We start from the raw sequence: 21,461 nt of genomic DNA on the forward strand, positions 1-21,461 counted from the left end.
TCCTTATACCGTCAGCACGACGCAACTGTCAGCATCCCAGCACAGGCGCACTTCGTCACCCCATGTTGGCTGCCCCTTGCGGTAGCGATGTTCGTTCTGTAGCTGCGCGCTGAGCATCTGCCCGCTTTTCAGCCGCACGTGGTAGATAGACAGATCGCCCAGGTAGGCAATGTGCACCACTTCGCCCACGGCAAAGTTATAGCCATCGGCAGGCGGATCCTCACAGAGCATGATCTTCTCCGGACGCAGCGCGACGTAGACCGGCACGTTATCCACCACGGAGTTATCCGGATCGACCTTAAGCGGATGCTGCAGCCCCGGCGATTCGATGACCAGGCCATCCTCCTGACGATCTTTCAGCAGCCCTTCGAAGACGTTGACCGAGCCGATAAACTCCGCGCTGTAGCGGGTGGTCGGGTGCTCATAAATCTCTTCCGGCTCGCCAATCTGCACGAACTTCCCGCGGTTCATGATCGCGATGCGTCCGGCCATGGTCATCGCTTCTTCCTGGTCGTGGGTCACCATCACGCAGGTCACCCCCACGCGCTCGAGGATATCCACCACTTCGAGCTGCATACGGTCGCGCAGTTTTTTATCCAGCGCGCCCATCGGCTCATCGAGCAACAATAATTTCGGGCGTTTTGCCAGACTGCGGGCCAGAGCCACGCGCTGGCGCTGGCCGCCGGAGAGCTGGTGCGGCTTACGCTTCGCGAACTCCTGCATGTGCACCAGGCTCAGCATCTCGGCCACGCGCGCGGTAATTTCGGCCTTCGGCAGCTTGTCCTGCTTCAGGCCAAAGGCGATGTTCTGCTCCACCGTCATGTGCGGGAACAGCGCGTAGGACTGGAACATCATGTTAATCGGGCGCTGATACGGCGGCACGCTGGAGAGATCCACGCCATCAAGCATGATTTGCCCGGCGGTGGGCTGTTCAAAACCGGCCAGCATACGCAGCAGGGTCGATTTTCCGCAGCCAGAAGCTCCCAGGAGGGCAAAAATTTCGCCTTTATAGATAGTCAGGCTGACGTCGTCCACGGCATGCTGGCCATCGAAAGATTTGGTGAGGTTACGAATTTCAAGAAGCGGGGTCAGCGCTTTACGGACTTTCGCCTGCGGGCGGGGGATCGCGTCATTCACGGGGTGTTCTCCGGCATAGATCAGTACTGGTGCAAACGCACCGTCAGGGTGCGCATCGCCGGGCGGCGCTAACGCTTGCCCGGCCTACGGGTTGTACAGGCCCGGTAGGCGACAGCGCCACCGGGCAACAATACCCAACGCCGTTATTTACCGCTTTTCACCTTGGTCCACGCGCGGGTACGCACGCGGTCAATTTTTGGATCCTGAACTTTCAGGGTGAAGAGCTTGGCGAACACATCCGCTGGCGGATAGATAGCCGGGTTGTTACGGATTTCTTCGCTTACCAGCGGCACGGAGGCCTTGTTACCGTTCGCGTAGTAAACGTGGTCGCTGATGTGGGCGATCACCTCAGGACGCATCAGGTAGTTGAGGAACTGATAGGCTTCGTCTTTGTTTTTCGCATCAGCCGGCATCGCGAAGACGTCAAAGAAGGCCAGCGCCCCCTCTTTCGGAATGAAGTAAGAGACGTTCACGCCGTTTTTCGCCTCTTTCGCGCGGTTAGCCGCCTGCCACACGTCCCCTGCCCAGCCGATCGCGACGCAGATGTCGCCGTTCGCCAGGTCGTTAATGTACTGAGACGAGTGGAAGTAACGAATGTTTGGACGCAGCTTCAGCAGCAGATCGGTCGCCGGGCCGGTGTAATCATCGGCTTTACTGCTGTTCGGGTCTTTGCCCAGGTAGTTCAGCACGGTGGCGAAAATCTCTTCCGGCGCATCGAGGAAGGAGACGCCGCAGCTTTTCAGCTTCTCAAGGTTTTCCGGCTTCAGCACCACGTCCCAGCTGTCCAGCTTGACGTCCGGCCCCAGCACCGCTTTGACTTTATCCACGTTGTAGCCGATACCGGTGGTCGCCCACAGGTAAGGCATGGCGTATTTGTTGTCCGGGTCATGCTTCGCCACCAGCTTCAGCACTTCCGGATCGAGGTTTTTCCAGTTCGGTAACTTGCTCTTGTCCAGCGGCTGGAAGACGCCTGCCGTCAGCTGGCGCTCGAGGAAGCTTGCGGAAGGCACCACGAGATCAAACCCGGTGCTGCCCGCCATCAGCTTTCCTTCCAGCACTTCGTTGGAATCGAATACGTCGTAGACCACTTTAATGCCGGTCTCTTTTTCAAAATTCGCCACCGTGTCCGGCGCGATATAGTCAGACCAGTTGTAAACGTGCAGCGTTTTTTGTTCCGCAGCGAGCGTGCCGGCAGAGACGGCCATCAGAGCACCCGCAACCAGACCCGATAACCATTTTTTATTCAAGGCGATCATATCTTTATTCCTTCTGAAAGCTCGTTAACAAACGAACTAAAACTGTGCAATCTGAAGATATGCAATAATCATGCATAGTTTGTCGCTCTGCCCAAAATAAAAAGAAACCTCTTTACCCGGCAGCTTCCGCTCGCTTTTTTTAAGCATCGCAAGAATAACTGTAGCCCGTGTCTCCGGCTATAGCCCAGACGAAAAAACGCCTTTTATCAATTTTTTATGCAGGTTATGTCTACGTGATAAGCCGAAACGGCCTTCAGGGAGGTGAAAAATTCTTTAAAGAAAGGTTAAAAGCAGCAGAAAAAATGGCCTTATGCAGCCGCTATGGCAGCGACTGCGCAAAAGTCAGACAGGTTCAGTGAAGAAAATTGGGAGATGCATCATTATTCTCTGCATCATCTTCCGCGCTATACAGCAGATGGTGTGCATTGGCTTCCATCATGACCATGGAAATTTGCTCTTCGCTCAAGCGCATAAACCAGGAGAACTGCTTGAACGACAGTCCGGCACCGGAGAATAAAGACTGGCAAACGACCAGTTTCGGCAGATTATCATCCTGTATGTCGAGAAATGCTTTCACCGTCAAAGAACTGGCGTTGATCGCTGACAGGTCGGAGGCCAGCGCCAGCAGCGCGGAGGGCTTCACTTCGGCCAGCGCGGAGAAAAGGATCACGTCGTTAATGAGATCGATTTTGGCATCGAAAATGCCGTCGAAATTCTGCATATGAGGCAGATGCAGCGCCTGGCAGGAATCGCATTCGAAGAACGTAATTCCGGCATCATCAAGCCATTGACGTAACGTATCCAGTGTAGGTACGACCTGTAAATCCATCGCTGTGCAGCCTCTTAATTAAAAACTTCGCATATACCCGTCATACTTCAAGTTGCATGTGCGTTGGCTGCGCTCGTTCACCCCAGTCACTTACTAATGTAAGCTCCAGGGGATTCACTCCCTTGCCGCCTTCCTGCAACTCGAATTATTTAGGGTATAGATTACGCAAAAAGTGCGTTCAATACCATTTAACCGCCCGTTTTCAGACAGTAGCCCGGCGTGGCATGACGCTCGATCCATGCGATCATTTTACCCGCAATATCGACACCTGTGGTTTTTTCTACGCCTTCCAGCCCCGGCGAGGCGTTCACCTCCATGACCAGCGGCCCGCGCGTCGCTCGCAGAAGGTCTACGCCCGCCACGTCCAGCCCCAGGGTTTGCGCCGCTTTTACGGCAATTTCACGTTCGCGATCGCTAATATCAGCTACCCGCGCCACGCCGCCGCGGTGAAGGTTAGAGCGGAAATCGCCCTCTTTCGCCTGGCGCTCGATGGCCGCCACCACTTCATTGCCGACCACGAAGCAGCGAATATCGCGCCCTTTCGCCTCTTCGATGTACTCCTGCACCAGGATGTGGGCATTGAGGCCCCGAAAGGCATCAATCACGCTCTCCGCCGCCTGACGCGTTTCCGCCAGCACCACGCCAATGCCCTGCGTGCCTTCCACCAGCTTGATGACCAAAGGCGCACCGCCCACCATATCGATAAGATCGCTGGTGTCGTCCGGTGAATGGGCAATCCCCGTAACCGGAAGATCGATCCCCTGACGGGCGAGGAGCTGCAGCGAGCGCAGCTTGTCGCGGGCGCGCGAAATGGCGACGGATTCGTTGAGCGGATAGCTGCCCAGCATCTCAAACTGGCGCAGCGCGGCGGTGCCGTAATAGGTGATCTGGGAGCCGATGCGCGGGATCACGGCATCAAAGTGCGGCAGCTTGCGGCCTTTGTAGTGAATCGACGAGGCGGCCGGGTCAATGTTCATATAGCAGGACATCGGGTCGAGGATCTCAACCTGATGCCCGCGTTTCGCCGCCGCGTCTCGCAGGCGCTTACATGAATAGAGCGTTCCATCCCGGGACAATATGGCAATTTTCACCCTGCACCTCTCTGAAGACATGGAAAAAGCCTGCATATCATATACGCAGGCAGGCGCAGGCGGAATGGACTATCGCGTCGCCCAGCCCTGTTTGTGCAGGTAATCAAGAATAAACGGGCGGTTTTCTTTAATGATGGTGCGACGAATATGGTCAGTCCAGGTATCCCGACGGTTATTGCTGCCGCGCGTCAGGTAGTAGTTCGCCAGCTCTTCATCATATTGATTCAGGACGTCCTGATCGACCGGCTGGTAGTGGTTTTCGTGCACCAGCATGGCGGCAGGAATGCGCGGCTTCAGATCCGGGTTATCCGCCGGCCAGCCGAGGCACAGGCCGAACAGCGGCAGGACGTGTTTTGGCAGCTTCAGCAGCTCGGTCACGCTTTCGATGTTATTACGCAGGCCGCCGATGTAGACACCGCCCAACCCCAGCGACTCCGCCGCCGTAAAGGCGTTTTGCGCCATCAGCGCGGTATCCACCACGCCCAGCAGCAGCTGTTCGGCCAGCCCCAGCTCGGCCTCAGGGCAGATCTGCAGGTGGCGGTTAAAGTCGGCGCAGAACACCCAGAACTCCGCGGCCTGGGCCACATGCTTCTGTCCGCCGGTCAGCGCGACCAGCTGTTCACGCATGGCCGGGTCGGTAATGCGGATAATCGAGCTGCACTGCAGAAAGCTGGAGCTGGAGGTCGCCCTGGCGCTGTTAATAATCGCTTCGCGCTGCGCCTCGGTAATCGGCTCGTCGGTGAAGTGGCGAATGGAACGGTGGGATGTGAGCAGGTCTATGGTTGGCGTCATCTTGTCTCTCTTTGTCTTGCTTAAACCGTATGGCAGCCAGTATAGGCAATGATTTGCGCGGTGTAATTGGCGAAACATAGCCTTACTGTATCAAAGCGACAGGCGAAACCTTCTTTAATGGCGACAGGTTATCGGGCACTATATGTCCTATTCGCCGTCAGGCTTGTTTTTTGAGGAGAGAGAAATGTTTGCAGTAATTTTTGGTCGTCCAGGGTGCCCTTACTGTGTGCGCGCGAAAGAGCTGGCTGAGAAACTGACCGAAGAGCGCGATGACTTCAACTTCCGCTACGTGGACATCCACGCGGAAGGCATCACCAAAGCGGATCTCGAAAAAACCGTCGGCAAGCCGGTTGAAACCGTACCGCAGATCTTCCTCGATCAGAAACACATCGGCGGTTGCACTGACTTTGAAGCTTACGCCAAAGAGCATCTGGGCCTGTTTGCCGCCCAGTAATGCGAAGACGCCCTCACCCGGAGGGCGTTTTTATTTGTGGTGCCGTCGATGCTTAATCAGGCTGCATACAAACAAATAGCACAGCGCGCCGAGGGCGCACCAGAAGACGCCGCTCAGCAACCACGCCATCTCCTGCCAGAAACTTCGCGTTGATACATACAGCATGCGCATCAGCAGCAGACACAGCGGTGCCGCCAGCATTGCGCCAATAAGCGGCTTGACCACCTCCCCTTTACGGGAAAGAAAACTGGCTGCCGCTCCCGGCAGGGTAAAAAAGAGCAGCCCCAGCTCCGGGTGTCCGGCAGCCCTGAATGCCCCCTTCACATTAAAAGCGAGCGACATGCACACGACGGTAAACAGCAAAAAGCAGCTGATCACCCCCGCCCAGTTTCGTTTAATGTTCAAACTATCCTCCTGACTTATCTCTATCAAATACACCTTCGTCGGGTAGACGCCCAGTCAGATAAAGCAATGCGGCAATCCTTGCCAAAGTACGCACAGGGTGATGCGATAATAGGTAGCTGTCAGTAGCTAATACGATTAAACTATCGGCCAGCTAATGTTTTAGGGAATAAATTAGGTAACAGGGAGGGTTGAACACGTTCCCTGGCTCAGAAAACAGTAGCCCAAATAGTCCTTTCATTCAACAACTTACTGGTAAACAAGAAGTTAGCCTCCGTGAATATAAACGTCGCAGACTTGTTAAATGGGAATTACATCCTGTTATTATTTGTGGTACTGGCGCTGGGCCTTTGCCTGGGTAAATTGCGCCTGGGTTCAGTTCAACTTGGTAATTCCATTGGCGTTTTAGTCGTCTCCTTATTATTAGGCCAGCAGCACTTCAGCATTAACACGGACGCGCTCAACTTAGGCTTTATGCTGTTTATTTTTTGTGTTGGCGTGGAAGCGGGACCGAACTTTTTTTCAATTTTCTTCCGCGACGGCAAAAATTATCTGATGCTGGCGCTGGTGATGGTCGGCAGCGCGCTGCTGATCGCGTTAGGACTGGGTAAACTGTTTGGCTGGGATATCGGGTTAACGGCCGGTATGCTGGCAGGCTCCATGACCTCCACCCCCGTGCTCGTGGGTGCCGGTGATACCCTGCGCCATTCCGGTATGGCCGGCGCGCAGCTTTCTACCGCCCTCGACCACCTGAGCCTGGGCTATGCCCTGACCTATCTGATTGGTCTGGTGAGCCTGATCGTCGGCGCGCGCTACCTGCCAAAACTTCAGCATCAGGATCTGCAGACCAGCGCCCAGCAAATCGCGCGCGAGCGCGGTCTCGATACCGATTCCAAACGTAAAGTCTATCTCCCGGTGATCCGCGCCTATCGCGTCGGTCCAGAGCTGGTGGCATGGGCTGACGGCAAAAACCTGCGCGAGCTGGGGATTTATCGCCAGACGGGCTGCTATATCGAACGTATCCGCCGCAACGGCATTCTGGCGAACCCGGACGGCGACGCGGTGCTGCAGATGGGCGACGACATCGCGCTGGTGGGTTATCCGGACGCCCACGCCCGTCTCGACCCGAGCTTCCGTAACGGCAAAGAGGTGTTCGACCGCGACCTGCTCGACATGCGTATCGTCACCGAAGAGATCGTGGTGAAAAACCATAACGCCGTGGGCCGACGTCTGGCGCAGCTGAAGCTGACCGACCACGGCTGCTTCCTCAACCGCGTGATCCGCAGCCAGATTGAGATGCCTATCGACGATAACGTCGTGCTCAACAAAGGCGATGTTTTGCAGGTCAGCGGCGACGCGCGACGCGTGAAAACCGTTGCCGACCGCATCGGCTTTATCTCCATTCACAGCCAGGTCACCGACCTGCTGGCCTTCTGCGCCTTCTTTATTGTTGGCCTCATGATCGGGATGATCACCTTCCAGTTCAGCAACTTCAGTTTCGGCATCGGTAACGCCGCCGGGCTGCTGTTCGCCGGGATCATGCTGGGCTTCCTGCGAGCCAACCACCCGACCTTCGGCTACATTCCGCAGGGCGCGCTGAACATGGTGAAAGAGTTCGGTCTGATGGTCTTTATGGCAGGCGTCGGCTTAAGCGCGGGAAGCGGTATCGGCCACAGCCTGGGCGCCGTCGGCTGGCAGATGCTGGTTTCCGGACTTATCGTTAGCCTGGTGCCGGTGGTGATCTGCTTCCTGTTCGGCGCCTACGTGCTGCGCATGAACCGCGCCCTGCTCTTCGGGGCAATGATGGGCGCGCGTACCTGTGCGCCGGCCATGGAAATCATCAGCGATACCGCGCGCAGCAACATCCCGGCGCTGGGGTATGCGGGCACGTACGCTATCGCTAACGTGCTGCTCACGCTGGCGGGTACGCTGATCATCATCATCTGGCCTGGACTCGGATAACTCCTAAGTTTGCGCGCGGGGAAAATTATTTTCGTTACGCGCAGAACTTTTTTATCAGGGGGCAGTCATAACTAGTGCCACTGCTTTTCTTTGATGTCCCCAATTTGTGGAGCCCATCAACCCCGCCGTTTTGGTTCAAGGTTGATGGGTTTTTTGTTGCCTGAAATTCCCGTACCGCTCATCTCCGCTTCTATCCTGCAATCAAAACATATATGATTAAACATATATAAATCATTCCACCTGCAGGAACGCCCATGCTCCACCCACTCCAGCTCTTCAAAACCCTCTCCGACGAAACGCGGCTCGCCATCGTTATGCTGCTCCGCGAAGCGGGCGAGCTGTGCGTATGCGATCTCTGCTCCGCAACCACCGAGTCGCAGCCTAAAGTCTCCCGCCACATGGCGTTGCTGCGCGAGTCCGGGCTGGTTATCGACCGTCGCGAGGGGAAGTGGGTCTATTACCGTTTGTCTCCCAACATGCCTGCATGGGCGGCAACCGTTATCGACAACAGCTGGAACTGCCTGCGGGACGAGACGCGCATGAAGCTTAAAAACCGACTCTCAGGCTCGTGCTAGGCAAAACACATTCACAAAAACAGATATAACGGAGTAGAAGATGTTTCTGGCAGGGGCTATTTTTCTGTTTACGCTGGTACTGGTCATCTGGCAGCCCAAAGGGCTCAGTATCGGCTGGAGCGCCAGCATTGGCGCCGTGCTGGCGCTGGCCAGCGGCGTGATTCACATTAACGATATACCTGTGGTGTGGAATATCGTCTGGAACGCCACGGCAACGTTCATTGCCGTCATCATCATCAGCCTGCTGCTGGATGAGTCCGGCTTTTTCGAGTGGGCGGCGCTGCACGTTGCCCGCTGGGGGAACGGTCGCGGGCGATTGCTGTTTACGTATATCGTGCTGCTGGGCGCAGCCGTGGCGGCGCTGTTTGCCAATGACGGTGCGGCGCTGATCCTGACCCCTATCGTCATCGCCATGCTTCTGGCGCTGGGGTTCAGCAAGCAGGCCACGCTGGCGTTTGTGATGGCAGCAGGTTTTATCGCCGACACCGCCAGCCTGCCGCTGATTGTGTCGAACCTGGTCAACATCGTGTCGGCAGACTTCTTTAAGCTGGGGTTCAGCGAGTACGCCTCGGTGATGATCCCGGTAGATATCGCCGCGATTGCCGCAACGCTGGTGATGCTGCATCTGTTCTTTCGCAAGGAAATCCCCCCGGAATATGACCTGGCAAAACTCCGCGAGCCCGCGCGGGCCATTCACGATCTCCCGACGTTCAGAACGGGCTGGATCGTCCTGCTGCTTCTGCTCGTCGGTTTCTTTGTGCTTGAACCTCTCGGCATTCCGGTCAGCGCCATCGCGACCGTCGGCGCGCTGATTTTATTCGCTGTCGCAAAACGCGGACATGCGATAAACACCGGAAAAGTGCTGCGCGGCGCGCCGTGGCAAATCGTCATCTTCTCGCTGGGGATGTATCTGGTGGTGTATGGCCTGCGCAATGCCGGGCTGACGGAATATCTCTCAGGCGTACTGGATAGCCTGGCCGGACACGGTCTGTGGGCCACCACGCTGGGAACCGGGTTCATCACCGCGTTTCTGTCATCCATAATGAACAATATGCCCACGGTGCTGATTGGCGCGCTCTCCATCGAGGGCAGTACGGCGACAGGATTGATTAAGGAAGCGATGATTTACGCCAACGTGATTGGCTGCGATCTGGGGCCGAAAATCACGCCTATCGGCAGCCTCGCCACCCTGCTCTGGCTCCACGTGCTGGCGCAGAAAAACATGACGATCACCAGGGGCTACTATTTCCGGACGGGCATCGTTATGACGCTGCCGGTCCTGTTTGTGACGCTCGCCGCGCTGGCGCTACGTCTCTCCTTCACACTGTAATGAGCCACTGATATGAGCCACATCACCATTTATCACAACCCGGCCTGCGGAACCTCGCGCAACACGCTGGAGATGATCCGCAACAGCGGCACGGAGCCAGAGATTATCCTTTATCTGGAAACCCCGCCGTCGCGCGATAAGCTGACCACCCTGATTGCCGAGATGGGCATTTCAGTGCGGGATCTGCTGCGTAAAAACGTGGAGCCCTATGAACAGCTCGGCCTTGCCGACGATAAGTTCACCGACGACCAGCTTATTGATTTTATGCTGCAGCACCCGATCCTGATTAATCGCCCGATCGTGGTGACGCCGCTGGGCACCCGCCTGTGCCGACCGTCTGAAGTCGTCCTCGACATCCTGCCGGATGTGCAGAAAGGGGCGTTTACGAAAGAAGATGGTGAAGCCGTCGTGGACGCCAGCGGCAAAAAAATATCGCCAAAGTAACCCGTTGATAATGGCGCAGTAAGGCCTTCCAGCCGCATACCCCACCCATCTGCCAGGTTGCATCAGCCGAAACCCGGCACATACTTCTGAGGGTTAATCCTGGTGAGGATATGCAGCTATGGGCTTTAAGAACAAAACCGCCGTTATCTTCGGCGGAAGCGGCGTCATCGGCAGTTCAGTGGCGCACGCTCTGGCGCGTGAAGGGGCGGATGTGTACTTCGCCGCACGCGACCACGCCAGGCTGGAGCAGGTCGCCAGCAGCATTCGCGCCGCGGGCGGTTCTGCCAGCACGTTTGTTTTCGATGCGCTCGAGGAGTCCTCGCTGCTCCCCGACCTTGCCCGCATTGATATCGTCGTCAACGCCACGGGCTTTATGCACGATCAGGGCAAACGCCTTGAGGCGTTAACGCTTGATGAGTTCAGGCAGGGTTTTGATCCCTTCCTGGCCGCCTACTTTAACATTGCGAAAGCCGTGTCGCCCCGCATGGGCGGCGAGCATGGTGGAGTCATTATTACCGTCGTCGCGCCTGCCGCGAACATGACGATCGCGGGCCACCTCGGGCATATCGTCGGCTGCGCGGGAACGGAAGCCTTGACCCGGGCGCTGGCGGCGGAGCTGGGGACACAAAATATTCGCGTGCTGTGCGTGCGTTCGCACGCTATAGCAGACGCGGTGCAGGCGGGTTCGTATGTGGGAGCCATTTTCGCCGCCAGGGCGCAGACGATGGGGATTACGGTTGAGCAGTTTCTCAGCGGTGCCGCGCAAAGCACCCTGACGCGTCGCCTGCCGACGCTGGCACAGGTGGCAGACACGATTACGTTTCTGGCCTCAGATGCGGCAGGCGCTATGACGGGAACCACCGTCAATATGACCGCGGGCGCAACCTAGCGGCCACCCTCGCCCGCAATTCTCCCCACCATCGCCCGGATCTCTTCGCGCGTTAACGGCGCCCGGTCGGTGACATAGTGCAGCGTCATCCCTTCGATAAACGCGTCCAGGGCGCGGGTGGTAACCGGGTCGAACCACTGCTCCAGCGTGGTCTGGCTCATCTTCATCCAGTCCTGCATCACCGTTTTGAGCGCCGCGCTGCGGTGCATAAAGGCGTAGAGCTGATACATCAGCGCCATGTTGTGCGGCGTGGTCACCTGCGAGCTGTGGATCAGGGTGGTGATGGATTCGCACGCCATTTCCGGCCCGGTGACGCCGGCGAAGAAATCCCGGTACTGCTGCGACATCTGTCGGGTAAACCACGTGAAGGCCTCCTCCAGCAGCGGTTCCATGCCGTCGAAATAGTAGGTCATCGACCCCAGCGGCACGCCCGCGCAGGTGGCGATTTTACGGTGCGTGACGGCGTGAATGCCGTGCTCGGCGATGGTATCAAGCGTTGCCTGCAGGATCTTCTCCCGGCGATGCGGATCGTTCGGTGGTCTGCTCATAAATTCCTCACGTGGTTTGTGTACAAATGTACACAAACTTGCTAGTGTTGTCGCTATTGTTGTACTTCTGGTGCTACCCCAATGACGCAGACCTCTCCCCGTAAAGCCCTGCAGCGACGCCTGTGGGCGCTGTTTATGTTCTTCTTCATTCCCGGCCTGCTGATGGCCTCCTGGGCCACGCGCACCCCCGCCATTCGCGATATTTTGTCCGTTTCTACCGCCGAGATGGGCATCGTGCTGTTCGGCCTGTCGATAGGCTCCATGAACGGCATCCTCTGCTCCGCGTGGCTGGTAAAGCGCTTTGGTACGCGAGCGGTGATCCGCACCACCATGTGCTTTGCCGTGTTCGGGATGGGCATATTAAGCGTGGCGCTGTGGTTTGCCTCGCCGGTGCTGTTCGCCCTGGGCCTGACGGTATTTGGCGGCAGCTTCGGTTCGGCGGAAGTTGCCATCAACGTGGAAGGGGCGGCGGTCGAACGTGAGATGAATAAAACCGTGCTGCCGATGATGCACGGTTTTTACAGCCTCGGCACGCTGGCCGGTGCGGGCGTGGGGATGGCGCTGACGGCCACCGGCGTAAGCGCGAATCTGCATATCCTGCTGGCGGCGCTGGTGTGCATCATTCCGATCCTGACCGGCATCCGGGCCATCCCGGACGGCACCGGTAAAAACTCCGCTGACGAACAGCACTCGGCTGAAAAAGGGCTGCCCTTCTACCGCGACTTCCAGCTGATGCTGATCGGCGTGGTGGTGCTGGCGATGGCGTTCGCGGAAGGTTCCGCCAACGACTGGCTGCCGCTGCTGATGGTGGACGGTCACGGCTTTAGCCCGACCTCCGGCTCGCTGATTTACGCCGGGTTTACGCTGGGGATGACCGTCGGGCGCTTCACCGGCGGCTGGTTTATCGACCGCTACAGCCGCGTGGCGGTGGTGCGCGCCAGCGCCCTGCTCGGCGGCCTGGGTATCGCGATGATCATCTTTGTGGACGTGGACTGGATTGCGGGCGTTTCCGTGATCCTCTGGGGACTGGGGGCATCACTTGGCTTCCCGCTGACCATTTCCGCCGCCAGCGACACCGGCCCGGATGCCCCGACGCGCGTCAGCGTGGTGGCAACCACGGGCTATCTCGCCTTCCTGGTGGGGCCGCCGCTGCTCGGCTTCCTCGGCGAGCACTACGGGCTGCGCAGCGCCATGCTGGTGGTGTTAGGGTTGGTCATCATCGCGGCGCTGGTGGCGCGCGCGGTGGCAAAGCCGGAAACGAATCAAACGACACTGGAGAAGGGATATGAGCGTTAAACTGATCGCCGTCGACATGGATGGTACTTTTCTGAGCGATGCCAAGACCTATAATCGGCCGCGCTTTCTGGCGCAGTACGCCCGCATGAAGGCGCAAGGAATCCGCTTCGTGGTCGCCAGCGGCAACCAGTATTACCAGCTGATCTCCTTTTTCCCGGAGATTGCGCATGAGATTGCGTTCGTCGCCGAAAACGGCGGCTGGGTCGTGAGCGAAGGTGAAGATGTCTTTAACGGCGAACTGTCGAAAGCCCATTTCGAGACCGTCGCGAACGTGCTAAACGAGGTTCCGGGCATTGAGATCATCGCCTGCGGGAAAAGCAGCGCGTACACGCTGAAATGTTATGACGAGGGCTTTAAGGATATCGCGGCGAAGTATTACCACCGCCTCGAAATGGTCAGCGATTTCGATAACCTGAACGATATTTTCTTCAAGTTCGGGCTTAACGTCTCTGATGATGAAATTCCGCGAATTCAGGCGCTGCTGCATGAAAAGCTGAGCGACATCATGGTGCCCGTCACCACCGGTCACGGCAGTATCGACCTGATTATCCCCGGCGTGCATAAAGCTAACGGCCTGCGGATCCTGCAAAAGCGCTGGGGCATTGACGACAGCGAAGTGGTGGCCTTCGGCGACAGCGGCAACGACGTGGAGATGCTGCGCCAGTCCGGGTTCAGCTTTGCGATGGCGAATGCCAGACCGCACATCAAAGAGGCGGCGCGTTTTGAAGCGCCGCACAATAACGATGAAGGCGTTTTACACGTGATTGAGAAGGTATTGAACGGGGAGGCACCGTTTAATTGACCGCGTGCGGTCTGGTGCCCTCACCCCTCACCCTGGCCCTCTCCCCAAAGGGGAGAGGGAAAAAAGATTATGGTTGCAGGGCGTTCCCGACGCGTTTATCTTTCAGGAACACCACCATCAGGCCAACCCACAGCGCGCCGTTGGCGAGGTTAAACAGGCTGAACAGCCCGTTGCCGCCCATCGCGTAGGCATGCTTGCTCACTTCAATACCGACGGTAAAAATCAGCATCTGCAGCATTCCCATCGCCGCTGACACCGTGCCTTTACTCATCTCGCTGGCAAACAGCGTCAGGCGTACCAGCCCGGCGTTGGCCACGCCAATTCCGAAGGCATAGAGGCTGAGCCCCGCCGTCATCCACAGGTAGGCGTGGGATGACGCGACGGTCGCCACCGCAGCCAGAATCAGCCCTGCCGCAATCGGCCAGCCGCCCATGATAATCAGTGAACGCACGGTGCGGCGTGACGTCAGGCGTGCCAGCACCAGGTTCCCGATAATCAGCGCGCCAAAGATCGGCACCTGCAGCAGGCCATACTCGTAGCTGCTGAGCTTTTCACCGCTGATGATAATGACCGGCGACTGCGCGATCCACGCCAGCAGCGGCAGGCTAACGAACCCGGTCGCCAGCGCGCCCGCCACAAAGCGGCCGTTCTTCAGCACTTCTTTGTAATCCCGACCCAGCTCTTTCAGCGAGAGTTTCTCGCCGATGCGGGTGGCCGTTTCCGGCATCGCCCGGTGCAGGCCAAAGAACGCGAAGGCGGCGAGAAGCGCAAAGAGCACAAACATCCCTTCCCACGGCGCAACGTGCACCCACGCGGCACCCACCAGCGGCCCGAGTAAGGGGGCGATCAGCGCCACGTTCGCCATCAGCGCGGTAATTTTGATACACACCGCCTCTTCAAACGACTCCTGAATGGCGGCATACCCCACGGCGCCGATAAAGCACAGGCTCACCCCCTGCAGGAAACGCAGCAGGGTAAATTGTTCAATGTTTTGCGCCAGCAGCGTGGCGAGACAGGTGACGATAAACCACACCACGCCCGTCAGCATTACCGGACGACGGCCAATACGATCCGACAGCGGGCCTAACAGCCACTGTAAAAACATGCCGCCGGCCAGATAGGCGGTCATGGAGGTCGGCACCCACTCAATTCCCGCGTTGTACTGCGCCACAACGGCCAGCATACCGGGCTGGATCATATCGTTGCCGATATAGGTAGAGAATTCGTAGAGCACCAGACACAGAGGGAAAAGCAACGCCTGACGACCCAGACGTGAACCAGAAGAAGAACGGTTTAACATGCAATCTCTTTATAATGACAAAATCGCGACGAGTTTAATGAAATGCCGCAGCCCGAGATAGTGATTTATCGAGGATAAACAGAAATAAAGCACATATCGTCTTCGTTTAAGGTTTCCTTAAGTTGACACTTTTATGATAGCGCGATTACTCGTCAACGATCCCAAATTATGGCACTCACCTCCAGCCGTTCAGAATTGTCTAACTTACAGACAAATAAGACAAAACGACTTTACCGCTTGCCGACCCGCTTTTATGGTTATCAGCTTTTCGTACTGATTGCCCTTGCCGTGGTCTTTACGTGGCTATCGCGCAGTGAAGCGCTCGACAAATGGATCACCGGCTTTTGGTATGACGCGGCAACGCAGAGCTTTCCGCTGCAGAAGGACCACATGCTGGATCTGCTGAACCACCGCCTGGCGAAGTACATTGCCATCGGCTTAGGTGCCGTAGCGCTGTTTTACGGCGCCTACAAGCGCAACGCAAGGCTGGTGACGGCGGCGCTTCTGATGGGCGTTGGCGCGCTGGTGGTAGGCGTGCTGAAAAGCGTGAGCCATCACAGCTGCCCGTGGGATCTAGTGGAATATGGCGGTAAGGCTATGTCTTATCCCCTGTTCAGCGCCGTCCCTGCTGACAGCGGTCCGGGGCGCTGTTTTCCCGGCGGTCATGCATCCAGCGGCTTTATGGTGATGGGGCTGTTTTTTGCCTTCTGGCGCGAGCGTCCGCGTCTCGCCTGGTGCTTCGTCGCGCTGGGCGTGGTGTTAGGTCTGGCGATGGGCTACGGCCAGGTCATGCGCGGGGCGCATTTTTTCTCTCACAACCTGTGGGCCGGGTGGTGGGTCTGGTTTTCCCAGGTGGTGGTCTACGGACTTATTTCCATCCGGTTTGCTAAAGAGTGATAACGCTATGTTAGAGAATCTGAATTATCAGCTGTTTTATCTGATCAACGCCACGCCAGCCTCGCCTGAGTGGACGATCGATTTTGCCACCTTTCTGGCAAAAGATCTGATCAGTATCGTGCCTGCACTGGCTGCGATTCTCTGGCTGTGGGGTCCCCGCAGCCAGGTGAAGGCGCAGCGCCAGCTGGTGATTAAAGTCGCGATGGCGCTCGGGGTAAGCGTACTGCTGAGCTACATTCTGGGTCACGCCTTCCCGCACGATCGTCCTTTTGTCGATCGCGTCGGCTATACCTTCCTGCACCACGCGCCGGATGACTCGTTCCCGAGCGATCACGGAACGGTGATCTTTACCTTCGCGCTGGCTTTCCTGTTCTGGCATCGCCTGTGGTCCGGTGCGGTCCTGATGGTGGCAGCCCTGGCTATCGCCTGGTCTCGCGTTTACCTGGGCGTTCACTGGCCGCTGGATATGGTGGGCGGTTTCCTGGTGGGGCTGATTGGCTGCGTGAGCGCGGCTATCCTGTGGAGCCTCTTTGGCGAAGCGCTTTACCGCACGCTGTCTTCACTTTATCGCGCCATTTTCGCTATCCCGATCCGCAAAGGCTGGATACGTGACTAACCCCAACCTGACAGGTTACACTTGAACCCCCGCCCTGCGGGGGTTCACTTTTTTATCCCGAGGAACTATGGAAACACGTCGCGATGACCGCATTGCTCAGCTGCTACAGGCGCTGAAGCGCAGCGATAAGCTGCATCTTAAGGAAGCCGCCAACCTCCTCGGCGTCTCAGAGATGACCATTCGTCGGGATCTGAACAGCGAAAGCGCGCCCGTCGTGCTGCTGGGCGGATATATTGTGCTTGAGCCGCGTAGCGCCAGCCATTATCTGATCAGCGACCAGAAGACGCGCCTGGTGGAAGAGAAGCGCAAAGCCGCCCGGCTTGCGGCCTCACTGGTACAGCCGCACCAGACGCTGTTTTTTGACTGCGGAACCACCACGCCGTGGATTATCGAAGCCATCGACAACAGCATCCCTTTTACCGCCGTGTGCTACTCCCTGAACACCTTTCTGGCGCTTCAGGAGAAACCGGAGTGCCGGGTGATCCTCTGCGGCGGCGAGTTTCACGCCAGCAACGCCATCTTTAAGCCGCTCAACCTGCAGGACACGCTCAGCAATCTCTGCCCGGATATCGCGTTTTATTCCGCCGCAGGCGTCAACGTGCGTCAGGGTGCGACCTGCTTTAACCTGGAAGAGCTGCCGGTGAAACACTGGGCGTTAAGCGCGGCCCAGTTTCATGTGCTGGTGGTCGATCACAGCAAGTTTGGCAAGGTGCGTTCGGCAAGAATGGGTGAGCTGGCGCAGTTTGACGCCATCGTCAGCGACTGCCGCCCGGACGACGAGATCGTGGCCCACGCGAAGGCGCAGCAGGTGAAGTTAATGTATTAAGGGGGTGCGGTCTGATGCCCACACCCCGCCCCTCTCCCACAGGGAGAGGGAGAAAATCCATCAGGTTTAGCTAAACCAGCTGCCAAACCACCCGTGGAATTTCATCATCACGAAATCCCACATCCGGCTGAAGAAGCCTCCCTCTTCCACCGCTTCCATTACAATCAGCGGACGCTGTTCAATCGACTTACCGTTTAGCTGGAAATCAATCGTCCCGACCACCTGGCCTTTTTTCAGCGGAGCCGTAAGCTGCGGGTCGGTCAGGGTATAGCTGGCCTTCAGGTTTTTCAGCTGACCGCGCGGAATGGTCACCGAGCCGCCTTCACCCGCCCCGAGATTGACTTCACTCTTGTCGCCAAACCAGACGCGCTGGCTGACGAACGTGGCATCCGGTTTAATCGGCGTCACGGTTTCATAGAAGCGGAAGCCCCAGGTCAGCAGTTTTTCTGACTCATTAAAGCGAATACGGTCGGTTTTGGTGCCCAGCACCACCGAAATCAGGCGCATGTCGCCCTGGGTCGCGGAGGCCACCAGGTTATAGCCCGCGCCCGCCGTAGTGCCGGTTTTCATTCCGTCCACGTTAACGTTGCTGCTCCACAGCAGGCGGTTGCGGTTCGGCTGGCGGATTTTATTGAAGGTAAACTCTTTCTCTTTATGGATGGCGTATTCATCCGGCACGTCGTGGATCAGCGCTTTCCCCAGCAGCGCCATGTCGCGCGCGGTACTGAACTGTCCCGGCGAATCCAGACCGTGAACCGTTTTGAACGTGGTGTTGGTTAAGCCCAGTTTCTGCGCGTAGCCATTCATCAAGCCAATGAAAGAATCCTGGCTTCCGGCAACGTAATCGGCCAGCGCGATGCACGCATCATTTCCTGACTGAATAATTACCCCTTTGTTCAGATCGGAAACGGAAACCTGATCCCCCGGCTTCAGGAACATCACCGAAGAGCCCCGCAGCGCCGGGTTGCCGGTCGCCCAGGCATCTTTCCCGATGGTGACCATATCGTCCAGCTTGATCTTGCCCGCTTTCAACGCCTGGCCGACCACATAGCTGGTCATGATTTTGGTCAGGCTTGCCGGATCGAGTTTCTCATCCGCGTTGCCTTCCGCCAGCACTTTACCTCTGGAGTAGTCCATCAGGATCCAGGCGCGCGCATCCACAGGCGGCGCTTCGGGCGCAGCCTGTTCAGCTGCGTAGAGCGTTGGTGCAAACAGGAAAAGGAGCGCAGAGCCTGTCGCAAGGCTGCGCAGAGAAGTCATTTTACGCGTCATAAATGCCACCCGAGTGTCCATTCAAAAATTACGTCACATCACCGTGTCGCAAGAAGCGATGAGTAATAGCGCACTAAAACGGTTAAAGAAACCCAACGAGGGTAAAGTTATTAAAGTTTATGCAATAACATTCAGATACGCTTTGATTCAGACGATTTTTTTGTCTTCTGTTGCGTAATTGTTAGGTTTATCTCACCATGGCGAAAGCTGACCCGGATTCACATCTCATCAGGAGTAAATATGATTACGCTATGGGGCAGGAACAACTCGACCAACGTTAAGAAAGTGCTCTGGACGCTCGAAGAGCTGGATTTACCGTTCAATCAAATCATGGCCGGCATGTCGTTCGGCGTGAACAAAGAGGCCGACTATCTGGCCATGAACCCGAACGGCCTGGTGCCGCTGCTGCGCGATGATGAAACCGACGCGACGCTTTGGGAATCCAACACCATTGTCCGTTACCTCGCCGCTCAGTACGGTCAGGGCCGCCTGTGGGTGGAAAGCCCGGCCCGTCGCGCCCAGGGTGAAAAGTGGATGGACTGGGCGAACCAGACGCTATCGCCAACCCACCGCGTGATCCTGATGGGGTTAGTCAGAACCCCTGAAGCCGAGCGCGACTACCCTGCCATTCATGCCGCTCAGGATGCGTGTGAAAACCTGTTTGCGATGATGGATGACGAACTGGCGAAGCACGCCTGGTTCTCCGGTGAGGCGTTCGGCGTGGGCGATATTGCCGTGGCGCCGTTCGTCTGGAATCTGACCAACCTCGGCCTGAAGTGGACGCCGCGCCCTCACCTTGAGCGCTGGCTAAAACAGCTGAGCGATCGCCCGGCGTACCGCAACGTGGTAATGATCCCGGTCACCTGATTACGCACCGGACGGGCTGACTTTTAACAGCTGCCCGTCCGTCTCGTCGGTCAGAACGTATAAATAGCCGTCCGGCGCCACCCGCACATCGCGAATACGTTTATCCCGGTCGCCGATAATTCGCCCATCCTCCGTGACCTTATTGCCGTCCACGCTCAGCACGATAACGTCCTTTTCCTTCAGCGCGCCGATAAACAGCTTGTTTTTCCACTGCGGGAAGACGTCGCTGTTGTAAAACGCCATACCGCTCACGGCGGGCGACACTTTCCAGACGAACAGCGGTTTTTCGGTTCCCTCAACGTGCTCGCCTTTGGCTTCCGGAATTTTCAGACCGCTATAGTTAATGCCGTGCGTCGCCAGCGGCCAGCCGTAGTTCTTTCCTTTCTCCGGGATGTTGATCTCATCCCCGCCGCGCGGACCGTGCTCGTTCAGCCACAGCGCGTCGCTCCAGGGATTCATCGCCATCCCCTGCGGGTTGCGAATGCCGTAAGACCAGATTTCGGGTCGCGCGCCGGGGGTATTCACAAACGGGTTATCCGGCGGCACTTTTCCGTCTTCGGTGAGGCGCACCACTTTACCCTGCAATTTATCCAGATCCTGCGCCGTCGGACGCTGGTTATTCTCGCCTAGTCCGATAAAGAGCGAGCCTTTGCCGTCGAACACCAGTCGCCCACCAAAATGGTTCCCGGTGGAGAGTTTCGGCATCTGGCGGAACACCACCTGGAAGGCTTCAATGCGCGTCAGATCGTCGCTCAGTCGGCCATAGCCCACCGCCGTTCCGGCCTTGCCGTCACTCCCGGCTTCGGCGAAGCTCAGCCAGATGCGGCGTGATTTTTCAAAATCCGGGGCGAGGACCACGTCCAGCAATCCTCCCTGACCGTTTGCCCAGACCTTCGGCACGCCGACAATCGGATCGGACAGCCCTTTTCCGGCCTGCCAGCGTTTGAGCTGACCGCCCTTCAGGGTCACCAGCAGGCCTTTATTGTCCGGCAGAAACGCCAGAGACCAGGGATGATCGAGTTTGTTTTGCAGCACCTCGACCTTGACCGCCTCTGGGGCAGCAAGAAGCGAAAACGGAATGAACAGCGCAGGCAGGGAAATTAGCGAGGATCGAGGCATAACGCGCTCCTTTATCGGCATATGGCATAAAGGTTAGCCACTGCATCCGGGCGCGTTACCACTTTTACAAAAGCTTAATCAGAAGGGGGAGTTGCCTCCCCCTGGGTCAGTGCTGTTCAAGCTTCTCGTGCTCGTTCAGGCACATGATGCATAGAGAGAGCGTGGTCAGGCAGTTTTCAAGCTTCTCCGCGTTAACAGCGATAAAATTCGGGCAGTCGTGGCGTCCGTTCATCAAACATACCCCAGCGATGGAGAGCACCTCAGCGGCGCGGCGCAGGGCGATCAGCTCACTTTCGCCGTATTTAGCCTTCAGGGTCGGTGCTTTTTCACGCATGAAATTGCAAAGTTCAAACAGGTTATCACGCAGATGTTCGCTTTCGCTGACTGACATATACCCTTTTGCCTTCCTCAACTGCAGGTACGCGGCCAGGTCGATTCGGGCGTTGATCAGCTTGTTAAGCAGATCGCGTTTTAGTCTGTCAACGGTCATGCTCTTTCCTCCTCTGTCAGCCATTGTGCATAATCAGGATAAGTACATTTTTTGTACAGTTTAATGCCTGGGATCAATTTTTATTAACTGATTAACATTATTTACAATGTTACAACGTCTGCCCGGCGCATCCGCCTTGCAAAGAGTGTATAAATCCCCCGCGATACGCTGTAAAATCCCGCCCTGATAACTCCATAATTGATGAATTTTTAACCTATGAGCAATGTTACGCACCAGCCTAAAATCGGCTTCGTCTCCCTGGGCTGC

23 protein-coding genes are annotated in these 21,461 nt (G+C 57.1%); 12 read left to right on the plus strand and 11 right to left on the minus strand.

The window, feature by feature from the left end:
* Nucleotides 1–3 precede the first annotated feature (3 nt).
* The 5 genes from potG to nfsA form a co-directional block, all read right to left on the minus strand.
* The gene (gene potG, locus AC27FC_RS13095) at nucleotides 4–1,137 is read right to left on the minus strand and encodes a putrescine ABC transporter ATP-binding subunit PotG (RefSeq protein WP_024907855.1); all 1,134 of its coding nucleotides are present in this window, start codon (nucleotides 1,135–1,137) and stop codon (nucleotides 4–6) included.
* A 143-nt stretch (nucleotides 1,138–1,280) separates the two neighbouring features.
* Entirely contained in the window at nucleotides 1,281–2,393 is a 1,113-nt protein-coding gene (gene potF, locus AC27FC_RS13100; RefSeq protein WP_023335062.1) for a spermidine/putrescine ABC transporter substrate-binding protein PotF, read from the minus strand.
* A 352-nt stretch (nucleotides 2,394–2,745) separates the two neighbouring features.
* A complete protein-coding gene (locus AC27FC_RS13105) occupies nucleotides 2,746–3,222 on the minus strand; it encodes a YbjN domain-containing protein (protein WP_014169308.1) in 477 nt (158 codons plus the stop codon).
* Between the two features lie 188 nt (nucleotides 3,223–3,410).
* A complete protein-coding gene (gene rimK / locus AC27FC_RS13110) occupies nucleotides 3,411–4,313 on the minus strand; it encodes a 30S ribosomal protein S6--L-glutamate ligase (protein WP_033145042.1) in 903 nt (300 codons plus the stop codon).
* 69 nt (nucleotides 4,314–4,382) lie between these two features.
* Entirely contained in the window at nucleotides 4,383–5,105 is a 723-nt protein-coding gene (nfsA, locus tag AC27FC_RS13115; RefSeq protein ID WP_033145041.1) for a nitroreductase NfsA, read from the minus strand.
* Between the two features lie 184 nt (nucleotides 5,106–5,289).
* Between nfsA and AC27FC_RS13120 the strand changes: the two genes are divergently transcribed.
* Nucleotides 5,290–5,559 (plus strand): GrxA family glutaredoxin, encoded by a 270-nt coding sequence (locus AC27FC_RS13120; protein ID WP_006809455.1) that lies wholly within the window; start codon nucleotides 5,290–5,292, stop codon nucleotides 5,557–5,559.
* Between the two features lie 30 nt (nucleotides 5,560–5,589).
* Here the strand turns inward: AC27FC_RS13120 and AC27FC_RS13125 are convergent, their stop codons facing one another.
* Entirely contained in the window at nucleotides 5,590–5,964 is a 375-nt protein-coding gene (locus tag AC27FC_RS13125) for an inner membrane protein YbjM (RefSeq protein ID WP_033145040.1), read from the minus strand.
* A 273-nt stretch (nucleotides 5,965–6,237) separates the two neighbouring features.
* Between AC27FC_RS13125 and AC27FC_RS13130 the strand changes: the two genes are divergently transcribed.
* The 5 genes from AC27FC_RS13130 to AC27FC_RS13150 all read left to right on the plus strand — a co-directional run bounded on the left by AC27FC_RS13130 (nucleotide 6,238) and on the right by AC27FC_RS13150 (nucleotide 11,161).
* The gene (locus AC27FC_RS13130) at nucleotides 6,238–7,923 is read left to right on the plus strand and encodes an aspartate:alanine antiporter (RefSeq protein WP_014169303.1); all 1,686 of its coding nucleotides are present in this window, start codon (nucleotides 6,238–6,240) and stop codon (nucleotides 7,921–7,923) included.
* 254 nt (nucleotides 7,924–8,177) lie between these two features.
* Nucleotides 8,178–8,498, plus strand: a complete 321-nt coding sequence (locus tag AC27FC_RS13135; RefSeq protein ID WP_033145039.1) for a metalloregulator ArsR/SmtB family transcription factor — start codon at nucleotides 8,178–8,180, stop codon at nucleotides 8,496–8,498.
* Nucleotides 8,499–8,538: 40 nt separating this feature from the next.
* Nucleotides 8,539–9,828 carry an arsenic transporter gene (locus tag AC27FC_RS13140; RefSeq protein WP_196354679.1) on the plus strand — a complete coding sequence of 430 codons (1,290 nt, stop codon included), beginning with the start codon at nucleotides 8,539–8,541 and terminating at the stop codon, nucleotides 9,826–9,828.
* A 12-nt stretch (nucleotides 9,829–9,840) separates the two neighbouring features.
* On the plus strand, nucleotides 9,841–10,272 hold the full coding sequence (arsC, locus tag AC27FC_RS13145) for a glutaredoxin-dependent arsenate reductase (RefSeq protein ID WP_047061470.1): 432 nt from the start codon (nucleotides 9,841–9,843) through the stop codon (nucleotides 10,270–10,272).
* Nucleotides 10,273–10,390: 118 nt separating this feature from the next.
* The gene (locus AC27FC_RS13150) at nucleotides 10,391–11,161 is read left to right on the plus strand and encodes an SDR family NAD(P)-dependent oxidoreductase (RefSeq protein ID WP_167818286.1); all 771 of its coding nucleotides are present in this window, start codon (nucleotides 10,391–10,393) and stop codon (nucleotides 11,159–11,161) included.
* Here the strand turns inward: AC27FC_RS13150 and AC27FC_RS13155 are convergent.
* Entirely contained in the window at nucleotides 11,158–11,709 is a 552-nt protein-coding gene (locus AC27FC_RS13155) for a TetR/AcrR family transcriptional regulator (protein WP_033145035.1), read from the minus strand. The two genes, AC27FC_RS13150 and AC27FC_RS13155, sit on opposite strands and share 4 nt — an antisense overlap.
* Nucleotides 11,710–11,790: 81 nt before the next feature.
* Here AC27FC_RS13155 and AC27FC_RS13160 point away from each other — a divergent pair, with 81 nt between their 5' ends.
* Nucleotides 11,791–13,005, plus strand: coding sequence for an MFS transporter (locus AC27FC_RS13160; RefSeq protein ID WP_196354680.1), 1,215 nt, complete (start codon nucleotides 11,791–11,793; stop codon nucleotides 13,003–13,005).
* Nucleotides 12,995–13,807: a Cof-type HAD-IIB family hydrolase gene (locus AC27FC_RS13165; RefSeq protein ID WP_094934332.1), complete on the plus strand. Its 813-nt coding sequence runs from the start codon at nucleotides 12,995–12,997 to the stop codon at nucleotides 13,805–13,807. Before AC27FC_RS13160 ends, AC27FC_RS13165 begins: the two co-directional genes overlap by 11 nt.
* A gap of 67 nt (nucleotides 13,808–13,874) precedes the next feature.
* Here AC27FC_RS13165 and AC27FC_RS13170 read toward each other — a convergent pair whose 3' ends face one another.
* Nucleotides 13,875–15,107, minus strand: coding sequence for an MFS transporter (locus tag AC27FC_RS13170; protein ID WP_032661345.1), 1,233 nt, complete (start codon nucleotides 15,105–15,107; stop codon nucleotides 13,875–13,877).
* 168 nt (nucleotides 15,108–15,275) lie between these two features.
* On the opposite strand from AC27FC_RS13170, the gene AC27FC_RS13175 reads away from it, so the two are divergent.
* From AC27FC_RS13175 to deoR, 3 genes are all read left to right on the plus strand, one after another.
* On the plus strand, nucleotides 15,276–16,004 hold the full coding sequence (locus AC27FC_RS13175) for a phosphatase PAP2 family protein (protein ID WP_094934333.1): 729 nt from the start codon (nucleotides 15,276–15,278) through the stop codon (nucleotides 16,002–16,004).
* 7 nt (nucleotides 16,005–16,011) lie between these two features.
* On the plus strand, nucleotides 16,012–16,620 hold the full coding sequence (gene ybjG, locus AC27FC_RS13180; RefSeq protein ID WP_087822247.1) for an undecaprenyl-diphosphate phosphatase: 609 nt from the start codon (nucleotides 16,012–16,014) through the stop codon (nucleotides 16,618–16,620).
* 67 nt (nucleotides 16,621–16,687) lie between these two features.
* A complete protein-coding gene (gene deoR, locus AC27FC_RS13185; RefSeq protein WP_094934334.1) occupies nucleotides 16,688–17,446 on the plus strand; it encodes a DNA-binding transcriptional repressor DeoR in 759 nt (252 codons plus the stop codon).
* 66 nt (nucleotides 17,447–17,512) lie between these two features.
* On the opposite strand, the gene dacC is transcribed toward deoR, so the two are convergent.
* Nucleotides 17,513–18,718, minus strand: a complete 1,206-nt coding sequence (gene dacC / locus AC27FC_RS13190; RefSeq protein WP_487160229.1) for a serine-type D-Ala-D-Ala carboxypeptidase — start codon at nucleotides 18,716–18,718, stop codon at nucleotides 17,513–17,515.
* A gap of 240 nt (nucleotides 18,719–18,958) precedes the next feature.
* Here dacC and AC27FC_RS13195 point away from each other — a divergent pair, with 240 nt between their 5' ends.
* On the plus strand, nucleotides 18,959–19,585 hold the full coding sequence (locus tag AC27FC_RS13195; RefSeq protein WP_039261465.1) for a glutathione S-transferase family protein: 627 nt from the start codon (nucleotides 18,959–18,961) through the stop codon (nucleotides 19,583–19,585).
* On the opposite strand, the gene AC27FC_RS13200 is transcribed toward AC27FC_RS13195, so the two are convergent.
* Together AC27FC_RS13200 and bssR are read right to left on the minus strand one after the other, a co-directional pair.
* Complete coding sequence (locus AC27FC_RS13200) at nucleotides 19,586–20,704, minus strand: PQQ-dependent sugar dehydrogenase (protein ID WP_094934335.1); 1,119 nt, start codon at nucleotides 20,702–20,704, stop codon at nucleotides 19,586–19,588. It lies immediately after the preceding gene.
* A gap of 106 nt (nucleotides 20,705–20,810) precedes the next feature.
* Nucleotides 20,811–21,194: a biofilm formation regulator BssR gene (bssR, locus tag AC27FC_RS13205; RefSeq protein ID WP_023310914.1), complete on the minus strand. Its 384-nt coding sequence runs from the start codon at nucleotides 21,192–21,194 to the stop codon at nucleotides 20,811–20,813.
* Nucleotides 21,195–21,461 lie beyond the last annotated feature (267 nt).

The organism is Enterobacter sp. C3_dUdeg (assembly GCF_057536195.1).

Excerpts from the sequence above, each read along its gene's own strand:
- AC27FC_RS13140 (WP_196354679.1), top strand. The coding sequence starts at position 8,539 with ATGTTTCTGGCAGGGGCTATTTTTCTGTTTACGCTGGTACTGGTCATC.
- AC27FC_RS13150 (WP_167818286.1), top strand. The coding sequence starts at position 10,391 with ATGGGCTTTAAGAACAAAACCGCCGTTATCTTCGGCGGAAGCGGCGTC.
- AC27FC_RS13170 (WP_032661345.1), bottom strand. The coding sequence starts at position 15,107 with ATGTTAAACCGTTCTTCTTCTGGTTCACGTCTGGGTCGTCAGGCGTTG.
- AC27FC_RS13155 (WP_033145035.1), bottom strand. The coding sequence starts at position 11,709 with ATGAGCAGACCACCGAACGATCCGCATCGCCGGGAGAAGATCCTGCAG.
- AC27FC_RS13175 (WP_094934333.1), top strand. The coding sequence starts at position 15,276 with ATGGCACTCACCTCCAGCCGTTCAGAATTGTCTAACTTACAGACAAAT.
- AC27FC_RS13195 (WP_039261465.1), top strand. The coding sequence starts at position 18,959 with ATGATTACGCTATGGGGCAGGAACAACTCGACCAACGTTAAGAAAGTG.
- AC27FC_RS13160 (WP_196354680.1), top strand. The coding sequence starts at position 11,791 with ATGACGCAGACCTCTCCCCGTAAAGCCCTGCAGCGACGCCTGTGGGCG.
- AC27FC_RS13120 (WP_006809455.1), top strand. The coding sequence starts at position 5,290 with ATGTTTGCAGTAATTTTTGGTCGTCCAGGGTGCCCTTACTGTGTGCGC.
- arsC (WP_047061470.1), top strand. The coding sequence starts at position 9,841 with ATGAGCCACATCACCATTTATCACAACCCGGCCTGCGGAACCTCGCGC.
- AC27FC_RS13135 (WP_033145039.1), top strand. The coding sequence starts at position 8,178 with ATGCTCCACCCACTCCAGCTCTTCAAAACCCTCTCCGACGAAACGCGG.
- potF (WP_023335062.1), bottom strand. The coding sequence starts at position 2,393 with ATGATCGCCTTGAATAAAAAATGGTTATCGGGTCTGGTTGCGGGTGCT.
- bssR (WP_023310914.1), bottom strand. The coding sequence starts at position 21,194 with ATGACCGTTGACAGACTAAAACGCGATCTGCTTAACAAGCTGATCAAC.
- deoR (WP_094934334.1), top strand. The coding sequence starts at position 16,688 with ATGGAAACACGTCGCGATGACCGCATTGCTCAGCTGCTACAGGCGCTG.
- AC27FC_RS13105 (WP_014169308.1), bottom strand. The coding sequence starts at position 3,222 with ATGGATTTACAGGTCGTACCTACACTGGATACGTTACGTCAATGGCTT.
- dacC (WP_487160229.1), bottom strand. The coding sequence starts at position 18,718 with ATGACGCGTAAAATGACTTCTCTGCGCAGCCTTGCGACAGGCTCTGCG.
- AC27FC_RS13200 (WP_094934335.1), bottom strand. The coding sequence starts at position 20,704 with ATGCCTCGATCCTCGCTAATTTCCCTGCCTGCGCTGTTCATTCCGTTT.
- AC27FC_RS13165 (WP_094934332.1), top strand. The coding sequence starts at position 12,995 with ATGAGCGTTAAACTGATCGCCGTCGACATGGATGGTACTTTTCTGAGC.
- ybjG (WP_087822247.1), top strand. The coding sequence starts at position 16,012 with ATGTTAGAGAATCTGAATTATCAGCTGTTTTATCTGATCAACGCCACG.
- nfsA (WP_033145041.1), bottom strand. The coding sequence starts at position 5,105 with ATGACGCCAACCATAGACCTGCTCACATCCCACCGTTCCATTCGCCAC.